Below are 12,906 nucleotides of genomic sequence, written 5' to 3'. Positions count from 1 at the left end.
TCCGGTGCCGGCGACGGCCTCTCGGCCGGCTCGAATTCCCGGCCGGTGATCCGCCTGAACGTTTCCTCCAGGCGCTTCAGCCGCTCGGCGTCTCCCGTGACGGCCAGGGCGTCGCGGATCGCCGTGCAGTCGGCCTCGCGGGCGGCGCGGCGTGCGGCGGTGCGGTACCAGGCGGGCACGTCGGCCAGGGCGTCGGCCGTGCCCTTCCGCGCCTCCCCGGCGCGCCTCCCCAGCTCGGCGGCGCGGGCGGCCGTCTTCGCGGCCCTTTCCTCCAGTTCGGTCTCCCGGCCTTCTACCAGGGCCCTCAGCCGGCCGGCCTCGCCGGCCGGGTCGAGCCTTTCGGTGGCCGCCTCGCGGGCGATGCGCTCCAGGGCCCGCCGGTCGCCGGCCGCGGCCGGCGTCTCGCCCCACTTCGCGGTCCATTCGCGGCGCAGCGCGTCGGCCTCGCGGGCGGCGCGGGCCAGGGCGTCGGCCGTCCCGGCCCTTCTCCCGGCCTCCAGGCGGCGCATGATCGCGTTCCGGCCGTTCAGGCGGCGCATCCGGTCTCGCAGAGCGCGTTCCTCGGCCTCCGCGCCGGTCAGCCGGCCGGCGTCGGCCCTCACGTCGGCCAGTGCCGCCCTGTACGCGGGGTCGGCGCGCAGCGCGGCCGTGTACTCGGCCTCCAGGTCCAGGCGGGCCGGCCGGCCCCCGCGCGCGGCGTCCAGGTCCAGGCGGGCCTCCCGCGCCTCGGCACCAGCCCGTTCGGCGTCGGCCTCCAGGGCCTTCTCGCGGCCCTGGGTGGCCAGGTAGCGCGACCACATGGCCGCGGCCATCTCGGCGGCGTCCAGTGAATCGCGCATGAAGTTCTCCAGGCGTTCGAGCCGGCCGCGGGCCGGATCCGCGGGCGCGGAGGCGGCGATCTGTTCCCGCAGGTCGCGGCGGGCGGCCTCCAGGCCCATGTCGCCGCCGGAGCGGCCGATGATCGCCTCCAGCGTCTCCAGCGCGTCCTGCCGGTCGGCGGCGGCCAGGTACACGTCGTTCGATCTCCTGCCGCGGGTGAGCGCCACGTACATGTCCGCGCCGTCCGCGCCGGGCGCGGCCCAGTAGATGGCTCTGTCGCTTGTGATGCCCTGCGCGCCGTATGTGGTGGACGCGTAGCCGAGCTGCACGGCCCGCCGCACGTACGCGCCGGTCACCCGGCGCTTCGCGCCCTCGGCGTCGACGAGCGTCATGCCGCCGCCGGCGTGGATCGCGCGCACTGTGAGCAGCTGGCGGTTGGCCACGCCGGCCTTCTCGTCGTTCCTGCGGCACATCACGGTGTCGCCCTCGCGGATCGCCTCGCCCGCGACCATGCCCTGCACGCTCCTGGAGCCGAGCTGGCCGGCCCCCAGACGGCGCGCCTGGATCGCCGCGTTGAGCATGTCGGCCTGCCGGTTGGTGGCGGTGCTGACGGTGGTGCCGGGACGGTGCATCCACTCGTCCGCTATCGCGGCGACGGTGTCCTCGTCCGTGGCGGAGGCGTGGACCATGCCGCGGTCCATCAGCTCGCGCGCCAGGGCCGGGGCGGTGGCCTCGGAGTGGTCGCGAAGCCGGAGGGTGAATTCCGCGTAGTCGGGGTCCTCGAACCGGTGGATGTCGGCCATGTCGACCGAGTTCTCCGCGTATAGCTTCGCCATGGCGAGCACGCCGCCCCTGCCGACCGCGCCCTTCTGCATCGTGTCGCCCATGAGCGTGATCCTCGCGCCGGTCTCGTCGGCCACGCGCAGCAGGCGGAGCGCCTGCTCCTGGTCGATCATGCCGGCCTCGTCCACCACGAGCAGCGTGTCGGCGTCCATGCGGAAGGCGTCGGGCACACCGCGGTACGTGTTGCCGCGGAAGTCGGTGCCGCCGACCTCGACGCGGCTCCATGTGCCGGACGCCTCGTCGTGCCGGTATCCGTACGCCTCCAGCAGCTTCATGACGGTGCACGTGTCCGCGCCGGTCTCGTCGTGCGCGACTATCGCGGCCTTCTTCATCGGCGCGGCGATCATGAGACGCCGGCCGGCCAGGTCGCAGCACCGTCTGACGGCGGTGAGCATGTGGGTCTTGCCCGCGCCGGCCGCGCCCTCGACCACGGTCAGCGGGTCTCCCTTGCAGATAGTCTCCATGGCCTTGCGCTGGCCCGGATCCAGCGTGTATTCCCGCGCTATCGGTTCGAGATCCGGGTTCTCCGTGCGCTCCGCGCCGCGGGCGGCGAGCCGTCCCCTCAGCTCCTCCTCGCATTCGATGACCGCGTGGCTGGTCAGCCGGCGCGCCCAGGGCCGGTCGGCGCGCGGATCGTCCTCCAGGCTCTCGCACATGCGCGCGGCCCTCGCCGTGATGTCGCGGGCGATGGCGGCCAGCTCGGCGGGCGTGCCGGTCACGTTCATGCGGCGGATCTGCCTGTACGCGGCGACCTCGATGTCCTGCATGCTCCACGCGCTGCGCATGCCGGAGAGCTCGTGGACGGCGTTCAGCGCGCACAGGTCGCCGGTGGCCGCGTCGTACACGGCCGCGGCGTCGGCGCGCGGCCTGCCGGAGCGGCCGGCGAGCATGGCCTCCAGGTCGTATCCCGCGGCCTTCAGCTCGTCGTTCCAGGCTTGGTAGTCGACGCGGGTGTTGTCCTCGCCCTTCGCCCTGCGGGTCTCCTGCCACGCCTGGATCTTCAGGCGCATCAGCATGCCGTCCGGCACGTTTTCCCCGTGCCCGGCCTTCCATTCGGCCACCAGCTCGCCGTAGCGCTCCTGGATCTCGTGGCGGCGCTTGCCGAACACGTCGGCCGCCGCGCCGATCTCCGGTATGCGGCCCTCCATGTCCAGGCTCATGCCGTGCGCGCGCAGCGTCTCCGCCAGACGCCGGTCGCCGTACACGGCCGTCTCGTACACGCTGCGCAGATTCTCGTACATGCCGAACAGCTTCACGCTGTCGACCGCGTACCATTTGCCGCCCACGCGCACGCGGTTGATCAGCTCCAGGTGCTGGTGCAGCTGCGGGTCCCCGTCGCGGCTCGTGAAGTGCGTCACGGACGCGAACATGATCTCGTCGGGCCGCACCCACGTGCGCCCGCCCCTACCGTCGCGCAGGCGCACGGTCAGATGCCCCGCCAGGTACTCCTTCACCGCCGCCGCGCCGGTCTGCTGCGCGGCCATGTACGCGGCGCGCACGTCCTCGAAGGCCACGGCCGCCGTGTTCAGCTCCTTGCTGTCGTTGATCGGGACCTCGTAGGCGCGCACCTGCGGCTTCCTGCCCGCCTTGAGCGCCAGGAACTTCTTCAGGGTCTCGCCGCTGGTCGGGTCCTTCCCCGCCAGCAGCATCGTCAGCCCGCCCTTCTGCAGCACGCGGTCCTCCACGCCCGCGCCGCCCACAAGGCGCTCGAAGCGGATGCCGCCGCCAAGGTACCCCTCGAACACCCCGCCGCCGCCAAGGGCGTCGAGGTAGTTCTCCAGGGCGGCACCGCCGTCCGTCACCTTGGTGAGACTTCCGCGCATACCCCCGATCATACCCCAAGGCCCGGTACCGGGCATAGGTGCTTTTCTGATTCTCTGCTGTCTTCTCTCTGACTCTTGGAATGGGTCTTCCTTCTGTCTCTTTCTGGTGCTGCTGTCCTTGGGGCTTTGTCTCTTCTGCTGTGCTGCTGATGGCTCTGTGGCCTGTATGGATTCTCTTCCTTCTTCTTTCTGGATCTGTATGTCTTTTCCATTAGATATTTAAGTGTTGCCAACATCTTTATTGGCAACACTTAGTATTGCGCGGAGGCGGCACGGGGCTCCGATACGGCAGCCACAGTTCGACGGCGGCGGACAGCTGATACAATGACGGGGTGAATCATAAAGTCGTCCAAATTTTATGATCTCTTTTTCCTGGGCCGGCGGGTTTCCTCCCCGCCTGCCCTTCTGCTATTCCCCGGCCCCGGTCATTTCCACGTACCGGTCGAACAGGATCTGAAGCCGTTCTGTATTGTCCATGCATGGCTTCTTCGCACCGAATGCCACGTCCACGATCTTGTCGAGCTGGCGGTGGGCCTTGCGCAGGTCGGCCGGCATGAAGTCCGGATCGTACAGGTCGGCCAACGACTGACCCTCATGCCGGGCGCGCACCTCGATGACCTGCCGTCCCGCGTCGATGACCTCCCGGCGCTGCTCGTCGGACAGCTGCGGCAGCGGGAGGTTGTTCCAGACAACGGTGTTGGAGAAACGATAGCGAGATTCCAGTTTCCCGCCGACTGTTTCCAGCCATGTTATGAACATGGACGATTCCATGATGGCGAAATTAAAACCTTCGGGATCGTCGATAGTGAACAGAAGATCAGAAGCAATGACACCTTGATTCAATAATTCACACGGGAAATATTCTCGCCTTTCACCAGAGACTTTTGGAACAGCCAGGTACTCTCGTTGCGGCTGATGATTGTCCCTGAACAGCCATGGTGTAGAGCGATTCTTATATGCGTCGCCCGTCTTGGTGGCGTTTTCTCTGTACTCGCGGCACGCAGTCACTCGTCCGGCGATGAACTTCGATCTGCGCATGTCTCCCGGCTCAGCATCTACCAACCATAGGCACCAGCGGTCCTTGCCTTCAATTAGTTCTTTACCTCCTCGAATCGGATGGACATATTGGGCGGCTATCGGATCGGCCATGGCTTTCGCATATTCTTCAGGGGTCTCGATTAGCAGGTTACCGTGATCGAGTGGCATGGAGCCGAAGTTCGCCAAATTCAGCATCGGTGACAACGTACCCTTCTTCTGGCTACGTGCAGTCACAAACACGTCGGGCGCGGCCAGGAGGTAGCCGTTGATGTGCTCCGGCCGGCTTTCGGTCGGCTCTGCCTTGATGTCCGTGTACGAGTACAGGCGAGGCGCCTCACTATTCCGGCTGAAGCCAATGACGACTACGTGCACGTTCGCGTTGTCGGTGGTCTGAGCATCCCACATGAACGTGCGGTGCGCAAACCGGATGTGCCAACCCTGCTCCTTGATATGGCCGAACAGCGGGGCGACCTGCTGGCCCTGGGTGATGCTGTTCGTGGACACGAACGCGAATTCAGCCGCCGGATTATCAGCGAGGTAGTCGATGGCCTTGTAGTACCAGCCGGCCACGTAGTCGAGGCTGCCTCCGTCCTTGCCGCACACGAGTTCCATGTCCTGCTTGATCTGTCCGGTGCGCTGCTGATGGCCGATGAACGGCGGGTTGCCCATCACCCAGGAGCATCGGTCGCCCGGCAGCAGTTCGTTCCAGTCGTACTGCAGCGCGTTGGCCTGGATGATGTTGCCGGAGTCGTGCAACGGAAGGTGCTGCAACGCCTGGCCGGCGATTTCCTCGGTGTCTTCCAATGCCTGCTGTTCCGCGATCCACAGGGCGGTTTTGGTCACGGATACTGCGAAGTCGTTGATCTCGATGCCGTGGAACTGGTCTATGCGGACCTTGACCATATCCTCATCGTCGCCCAAGTCCATGGCTCCCTGTCCGCCGAGTTCGGCTTCCAGAGCGCGGTTCTCCAGCGCGCGCAGCTGTAGGTATGTTTCGGTGAGGAAGTTGCCGGATCCGCAGGCCGGGTCCAGGAACTGGAGGTTTCCGAGCTTCTCGCGGAACCGGTAGAGTTCGCTTTCCGCGTCGAATCCCGTGCTGTGCCGTTTCGCGCGTGTCTTGGCGGAGACGTAGTTGACGCCGAGTTTTTCCTTCTTGCGCCGGGCTTCGAGTTCGGCAGCATGACGTTCTAGGATACCGTCAAGTTCGGCCTTGAGGTTGTCGAGGAAGAGCGGATCTATGACCTTGTGGATGTTCTTTACGGTGGTGTAGTGCATGCCGCCCTTGCGCCGCTGGTCGTGGCTCAGGGTCTCCTCCATAAGCGAGCCGAAGATGACGGGGCTGATCTTTCGCCAGTCGAAACCGTCGCCGGCGGTGAGCAGCGATTCGCGGATCTGGTCGGCGAACTGGGGGATCTCAATGGGAGCGGCGAACAGCCCGCCGTTAACGTAGGGGAACTGGGCCAGTTCGGGTTCCAAATATTTGTCGCGGTTCTCCGGGCTGGTGTTGAGCACCTGGAAGAGGTCCATGATTGCCCTGCGCAGATGTGAGGCGTCGAACGATTCCACGTACCGGCTGAACGCGCTCTGCGGGAACAGTCCGGCGTCTTCGGCGTACAGCGCGAACACGAACCGGACGGTGAGCACGGCGAGACTGTGGTGGCTTTGCGGGTCGTCTGGGTCGGCGTATTGGGCGGCGATGGCGTTGTGGAGGTTGGCAACGAGGATGCCGGCCTTCTCGGAGAGCTGCTGTTCGGCCACGAGGCGGCTGTTACTTGCGCCGAACACGCTGGTGAGGGTGTCGATGTGGTCGCCGAGCTCCTGGAGTGTGAAATCGGCTGCGGGATCACCCTTGGCGAGCGGGTCCTTCTCCAAATCGTAGAAGCGGAACCGCTGGAAGTTGCATGTGCAGATGACGGACGGCTTCAGGCTGAAGGGCAGTGCGCCGGCGTAGCGCAGCGCCTGTTCCACGGGCGTGACCATTTCACCCTGTCGTGGCTCCTTCTTATCGAGGTCTATCCCGATGCTCTTCTGCTCGACCAGGAACCGGGCGTCCGGGCACAGCACGTCGATGTAGCCGCCGCCGGCAGTCCTGTGCTCGAACTCCGTGTCGTGGATAGCATTGGGCACGTCGAGCACGTTCTGCATCAGGTCGAGCCAGAACTTCTGGGTCTCCTGCTTCTCGTCGCCGTGGCCGTTCCACCGGTCAATGAACTCCTGGATCCGCTTTTTTGTAGTCATGGCTCAATCATGCACCCGACTGTTTCCAGGGGCGACATTTTGTCCGCCAGGGACCATGCGGAAAACCCTCCCCCAAAATGAGACCGGGTTTTCCGCGTCCGACTTGACCAAGTTAAGCGTTGTATAACTGCATAAAACAACATTTAAAAGGTGTCGGCCATCGCCGTACTTTGGATATGAGGTACCCAAAGTACGGCATCTTCGCATACCGCAGGCGCGAACACATCTGCCGATCCGTCTTTCATCCGTCCTTTAAGTGTTATCCATGCGTCGACGGCAACACTTAAATGACACGTGGCCGGCCTGGGAGCATGGTTGTTTTCAGCCCGCATAGACGCGGTCATGAGCGAAATCATCATTCAGATCATCGAATACATGGCCCGTTTCATGCCGGAGTGGGTCGCCGGCAAATCCCTCGACTTCATGGCTCGCGCCGCCCTGTGGCTGCTGTCGGCCGTTTGGAGACGATGGGGCGCCGCCCTGATGCGGAAAACGACGGACTGGGTGAGATTGCACCTGGACGCCATTGGCAAGGCAGACGTGATGGCAAGGCACGCGAGGCGGTAGTTTCCCCCTGACCGTATCTAAAGTCCCTCGGTGGCCAAAGCCCCTCATTTTCCTGTTCAAAATCCCTACCGGTACCTGTAGTCCACAAAAAGCATATGTGCACTACAGGCATGACTGTGCTGTATATTCTCCTCAGCCTTACTCGCAGTAGGGCTGAGGGCGCATTCACCTACCTAAAGTCCACGGGTGCCGGTGGCCAAAGTCCCTGGGTGGCCAAAGCCCCTCGTTGGTACCCGTAGTACACAAAACCGTCTGTGTACTACGGGTATGAGCACTGGTGTTATCCCCTGTAAGCCTTACTGCGAGTAGGGCTGGAGAATTTTTCCTACCTAAAGTCCCTCTGTGTCCCTAAAGCCCCTCACTGGTGGCCAAAGCCCACAAAACAATCTGTGGGCTTTGGCCACCACACGATTCTTTAACTGTTGCATTAAATCTGTAGACAACTTTTATAAGGGCAGTTATCCACATTCTCGTGATTGCTTTTTCTTTTTTGTTTTTCTAAGTATCTGTATACAGGTATACAGGGGACCCCCAGCGAGCCCTACTCGCAGTAGGGCTGAGAGCACAATGGTGTCCCTAAAGCCCCTCATTTCGTCCCTAAAGCCCCTCATTTCGTCCCTAAAGCCCCTCATTTATCCCCAAAGTACACAAGCGATGACCTTAAAGTACACAAGAGTTATCCACAATATCCCTAAAGTACACAGCTTTTTCTAGCATCCTCAAAGTACACACTGTGTTTTAGGGTCGGATTATCCCTAAAGTACACAGTTAACTGATGAAAATGCCCCCGCGAGGCTGGAACCTCCGAGGGCGTGGCAACCACGTTAGGAGCGTGATTCGCAATGGTAGATAATACTCCGTCGAAAGATTTGGTTCCGCCCGAAGGCGAGCCGTGGATGTCCCACGGCTTTGTTTCCAAGATCGCGGCCCAGGTGAGCCTGCCCTACCGTCGGCCCAAGGACGGCACGAAGGAGATCGTCAGGCGCAACGGGACATTGGAGGTCAGATTCGCCACCGGAGCCGATTCCCTGCCTTACGGCAAATATCCAAGGCTTTTCGAGCTGTGGGCCTGCACGATGATCAAGACCGGCGATCCGTGCTTCGATCCGGAGACCAATACTCTGAATCTGGGTGCCACCTTCCGTGAATTCCTGCGACTGATCGGCGTGAATATTGGCGGGCGGCAGCTGAAGAGCGTCAAGCCGCAGCTGGAACGACTGTTCGAATGTTCCTACCATATTTCCAACAACACCAAGACTCAGACGAATATGCGTAACTTCGTCGTTGCTGAGAAGGCGCATATCGACTGGCTGCGGGATAAGCCGCAGAGAACCGGTCGCTTCGAGAACTGGGTGCAGCTGAGCAAGGGTTACGTTGACATGTTGCGTGAGTACCCTGTACCGGTGGATCTCAAGGTGATATCCCGTCTACGTAAGCCGATGGCGCTTGACATTTACTGGTGGCTGACCAAACGCGTTTATAACTTGCATAAACCGTCCACGATCACCTGGGCGCAGCTCTACCAGCAGTTCGGTAACAATTCTGAATTGCGGAAATTCAAGGAGAATTTCAAGGAGGCTCTGGCCGACGTGTTGGCTGTGTATCCGGCCGATGTCACGGTCGGCCCGCAGCGTGTGACCATTTTCCCAAGCAATACCAGTGTGCCGACCGTCGCGCAGACTCGCGCCGCGGAGAAGCGGGCCCGCCTGGAGCGGGTGCATGATTCTCGCGGCGCGGAGGTGAAGGCCGCTGATCCGGAGGACACGGGGCATTGGCAGAAGTTCGATGCGAAATGGGAGGTGTTCACCACGTCCGAGCTGTTCGACGTCACGGCCGCCCGTGAGCACCGCGATGCGCTGGTGCGCCGCGAGAATTGTCGTTTCTGCAAGTTCGATCAGCGCAACGAGGAACATCACGGCGAGGGTGCCGAGATGATGGACGTGCCCCTGTTCGACTGACCTCTTCTAAGCGTTATGTGAGGTCGTTCATAACGCTTAAAAAGGTGACATACCCCATCTATAAGTGTTGTGCAACAGGTGTTGGCAACCTTTAGAAGAGGGTGGCGGGGGCCTCCGGGCCGTGGCTCTCGATGCCTGGGCGGAGCGTCGCGGTGAGCGTGATGCCGTCCTTGGTCTGCCTGGGCCGGCCGAGGCTCCAGGTGGTGCCAAGCCCCGCCTCGATGTCGGAGAGCAGGAAATCGGCGGTCGATTCGCGGCCGTGCATTGGCTTGATGGTGATCCGCGCAGTGTTGCGCTCCCCCTCCGTGGCCGGTCCCTTGTCGCCCTTGGCCGCGCGGATCGCCTGGAAGGCGGCCATCTCGTCTCGCCTGGCCTCGTCCTGGCGGTCCTGCGCCCTCTCCAGCGCCTCCTCGCCGGCCCTGGCGTCCCATTCGGCCGCGGCCCTGGCGGTCATCAGCAGGCTCCTGCGCGTGTACCGCCGTCCCGCGCGCAGGCAGGCGAGCCCCTTGCGGTCCAGGCTCCGCGCCGCCCGCCGCCTGGCCTCGCTCTCGGCCGGCGTGAGGCCGGGCGTGGCCACGATGGTGCGCCCCTCGCCGGTGGAGATCTCCTCCAGCAGCTCCCTCTCGATCCTGCCCAGTCCCCTGCTCATGGCCGCCGTCCTTTCCCTTAAACGTTGTACTCTAATTATATACAACACTTAAAATGTTGTCAAGCCGGGGAATCGGCGGCGTTCCAAGGAAAATTAAAAGACCCATACAGCCCCATTGTTATATAAGGGCTATATAGGTCTTATATATGTTTTATATAGGTGCAGTCAGTCGTCCTGACCGAGCCGCATCCTGATGCCGTCCAGGATGAGCCGGGCGCTGCTGGTGCCGAGTTCGTCGGCGCGCTCCCTGAGCTCCTGTCTGAGGTCGGCGGGGATCATGAAGGTCATCATTACCTTGTCGCCGCCCCTGCCGTCGCCCTTGTGCCTGGTGTCCTGCATGTCCATGAGCCTGTCGGTGGGCTTGCCTCCGGGCCTTCTCGTCTTGACCGGTTTGATCGCCATCAGACCGCCTCCCCCGTCGCCTTCTCCAGTTCCCTGTAGGCGTCCTCGTACCCGTGCATGTTGCTGCCGAAGGGCTGGCCGTACACGTTGCCCAGGTCGGCCCGCTTGGGGATCACGGTGTCGAAGATGCTGGCGTCCCTCTCTGCGAAGTACTCCTGCGCGCTCCTGAGCGCGATGGTGTGCGGCTCGGCCCTCACGATCAGCACCGCGTAGGGCTTGCCGGCCTCCTCCAGGGTGTCGGCCACGGCCGAGGTCTGCTGCAGGTCGATGCTGTTCGGGCTGGTCGGCACGATCACGAAGTCGGCCGCGTCCTTGGCCTCGTCGGTGATCTTGCCGGTCGGCGGGGTGTCGATGACGACGAACCGCCCGCCACCGTCCCCGAGCCTGCGCAGCGTCGCTATGTTGGCGCTCTCCACATCGAACGGCAGCGGGTGCCCGTTCTGCTCGGCGTTCCACGCCCACAGGCTCGCGCTGGACTGCGCGTCCGTGTCGAGCACCACGGCCTCGCGCCCGTCCCTGGCCGCCATGGTGGCCAGGGCGATGGCCGTGGTGGTCTTGCCGACCCCGCCCTTGATGTTCACGATTGCTACGATCATGGCCGTACCTCCAAACCTTATATATGACTTATATAACGTTTATATATATCATATATATCTCTTATATAGGATATCACATTATCGCCGTCTAGTGTTATCACCGGATATAACACTAGACGGCGGCCGTGCGGCCGTCCCGGCTCAGGCGTCGGCGGGCACGATCCACGACGTGTCCAGCCCGATTGCCATGTCGTATGGCTCAATGTTGCGGGGGTCGTCGAAGTACATGACCTTGACGCCGGGGCCTCCGGGGAAGTCGATCTCGACGCGCGTCATGCACCGCTCGAAGATTCCGCGCTGCACCATCTCGCTTGTATCTCCCCAGTCGGTCAGGCTCGCGGTGGTCTGCCAGGAGCCGTCCGTGGCGAACGGGACCGGTTCGGCGGGGAGCCAGGGCAGGCCGTTGCGCCTGCCGACTGCCAGGTTCCACAGTCGTTTGCCCTCGGCGTCGAGCGCCTTGCTCACGGTTTCCTGGTCGAAGGCGTCCAGCAGCCTCGAAATCGTGGTGACGGTGCCGTCGATCACGGTCATGTCGCCGGACAGTCCAGCCTCGGCCTGCGCGGCGATCGCGCGATGCTGCAGGGCGTCCCTCTCGGCCGCTATCTCCGCGGCCCTCTTCTCCGGCATGTGCGCGGAGGCGTACACGCGCCGATTGCGGCGCGTGAATGTCGCATGCTCGGCCACGAGGCGGCGCAGCGCCTCCCGGTCCCAGTGCATGCCCTGCGCGGTCCGCCACTGTGCGGCCACGCCGGAGGGCACGTAGCAGTGGGGCACGAACGGCCTGACGTGCACGGCCATCCACGGCCGGTGGCACTTGAGCGCACGGCACACCTCCCCGGTGTCCAGGGCGAAGCGGCCCAACGCCCCGCCCAGATCCGCCGGTGCGATCTCCACCAGCATCGGGTCCTCCGCCATTGGCCTGCCCATATCGCCTCCATCCATCTAGGTGTTATCACAGATGATAACACCTAGAATGTGAATCGTGTTCGGTCAGACGGATGGCCGTTCGTGCGGTACTGGAACCGCCTGCATATCTTTTTGCTATCGGCGTATCTGGAAAACCGTGGGGCATTTTTCTCATTGGCTCCAGCTGTGTTTTGGCGGTTTTCTGCGGTTTTCGGCTTGGAAAATCGCTTTTCTGACGTATGGGGGCCGGTGATCCATGCCCCTGTACTTCACCCGGTTCGAATCGGCGAATCCGCGGTAAACGGCATTTTCCGGTTTTCCGAAGGCCGACCGTGAAAGCTCCGGTATTCATGGAATCAGCAGTAAAAATCTAGCGAGAAAGGCAGAGATCCATGGATACACCATCGACCGAAAATTACAGAAATCCTAAGAGGGACTACCGCGAACAGACGAAAAGAGACATGATCTTGCTGCTGCGACGGATGGTCGAGCTCATCGGTCCCAAGGTGAACAGGATCGTGGCCGACGGCATCATCATTGCGATCTGCATCTTCGTAATGCTGAAATTGAGCAAAATGGGGGATCGGCGTCGATTCTTCGGAAGGTTTTTCTAAGGGGCGTCGGCCTCCGTGCGGTGCTGCCGGCCATGTGCCGTTTTATATAAAACCTATATAGGTCTTATATATGGGTAGACCGCCGTCGGCATGGGGCGACGCCCATTTAAGCGTTGTAGCCTGACTGTATGCAACGCTTAAATTGGGTTCAGATGCCGAAACCCGGCCCCGCGTCCGGGCCGGCCGATGGCATGGCCATGCCGGCCGGCGAGGGCATCGGCAGCGGCGCTGCCTGCTGCGCGTAGGGGTCGGGGACCGTGCGAGGCCTGCCGGCGCGGCGTGCGGCGGCGGGTTTCCCGACGGCCGCGGCCCGCGCCGGTTTCCGCTCCGGTGCCGGCGACGGCCTCTCGGCCGGCTCGAATTCCCGGCCGGTGATCCGCCTGAACGTTTCCTCCAGGCGCTTCAGCCGCTCGGCGTCTCCCGTGACGGCCAGGGCGTCGCGGATCGCCGTGC

The 12,906-nt window shown here is 63.1% G+C and carries 10 protein-coding genes; 3 read left to right on the top strand and 7 right to left on the bottom strand.

The window, feature by feature from the left end:
- Both mobF and G1C98_RS09405 read right to left on the bottom strand, forming a co-directional pair.
- Window positions 1-3,485: MobF family relaxase (gene mobF, locus G1C98_RS09220; protein ID WP_169080923.1), on the bottom strand; the 3,485-nt coding region annotated here is incomplete at its 3' end.
- A 408-nt stretch (window positions 3,486-3,893) separates the two neighbouring features.
- Window positions 3,894-6,761: a class I SAM-dependent DNA methyltransferase gene (locus G1C98_RS09405; protein WP_169080922.1), complete on the bottom strand. Its 2,868-nt coding sequence runs from the start codon at window positions 6,759-6,761 to the stop codon at window positions 3,894-3,896.
- Window positions 6,762-7,103: 342 nt separating this feature from the next.
- Between G1C98_RS09405 and G1C98_RS09210 the strand changes: the two genes are divergently transcribed.
- Window positions 7,104-7,328 carry a hypothetical protein gene (locus G1C98_RS09210; RefSeq protein WP_169080921.1) on the top strand — a complete coding sequence of 75 codons (225 nt, stop codon included), beginning with the start codon at window positions 7,104-7,106 and terminating at the stop codon, window positions 7,326-7,328.
- An 842-nt stretch (window positions 7,329-8,170) separates the two neighbouring features.
- Window positions 8,171-9,286: a replication protein RepA gene (locus G1C98_RS09205; protein ID WP_169080920.1), complete on the top strand. Its 1,116-nt coding sequence runs from the start codon at window positions 8,171-8,173 to the stop codon at window positions 9,284-9,286.
- A 91-nt stretch (window positions 9,287-9,377) separates the two neighbouring features.
- Here the strand turns inward: G1C98_RS09205 and G1C98_RS09200 are convergent, their stop codons facing one another.
- The 4 genes from G1C98_RS09200 to G1C98_RS09185 form a co-directional block, all read right to left on the bottom strand.
- Window positions 9,378-9,935 carry a hypothetical protein gene (locus tag G1C98_RS09200; protein ID WP_169080919.1) on the bottom strand — a complete coding sequence of 186 codons (558 nt, stop codon included), beginning with the start codon at window positions 9,933-9,935 and terminating at the stop codon, window positions 9,378-9,380.
- 165 nt (window positions 9,936-10,100) lie between these two features.
- Window positions 10,101-10,337 (bottom strand): hypothetical protein, encoded by a 237-nt coding sequence (locus tag G1C98_RS09195; protein ID WP_240945008.1) that lies wholly within the window; start codon window positions 10,335-10,337, stop codon window positions 10,101-10,103.
- The gene (locus G1C98_RS09190; protein WP_169080918.1) at window positions 10,337-10,933 is read right to left on the bottom strand and encodes a ParA family protein; all 597 of its coding nucleotides are present in this window, start codon (window positions 10,931-10,933) and stop codon (window positions 10,337-10,339) included. Before G1C98_RS09190 ends, G1C98_RS09195 begins: the two co-directional genes overlap by 1 nt.
- A 141-nt stretch (window positions 10,934-11,074) precedes the next feature.
- Window positions 11,075-11,860, bottom strand: coding sequence for a hypothetical protein (locus G1C98_RS09185; protein ID WP_169080917.1), 786 nt, complete (start codon window positions 11,858-11,860; stop codon window positions 11,075-11,077).
- Between the two features lie 371 nt (window positions 11,861-12,231).
- Here G1C98_RS09185 and G1C98_RS09180 point away from each other — a divergent pair, with 371 nt between their 5' ends.
- Complete coding sequence (locus G1C98_RS09180) at window positions 12,232-12,453, top strand: hypothetical protein (protein ID WP_169080916.1); 222 nt, start codon at window positions 12,232-12,234, stop codon at window positions 12,451-12,453.
- Between the two features lie 148 nt (window positions 12,454-12,601).
- Here G1C98_RS09180 and G1C98_RS09175 read toward each other — a convergent pair.
- A partial coding sequence (locus tag G1C98_RS09175; RefSeq protein ID WP_417852317.1) for a hypothetical protein occupies window positions 12,602-12,906 on the bottom strand: 305 nt, incomplete at its 5' end.

It is taken from the genome of Bifidobacterium erythrocebi (assembly GCF_012932675.1).
Taxonomy (GTDB): Bacteria; Actinomycetota; Actinomycetes; order Actinomycetales; family Bifidobacteriaceae; genus Bifidobacterium; species Bifidobacterium erythrocebi.
Note: the sequence above shows the minus strand (reverse complement) of the source record. Positions and strands in the feature narration are given on the sequence as shown.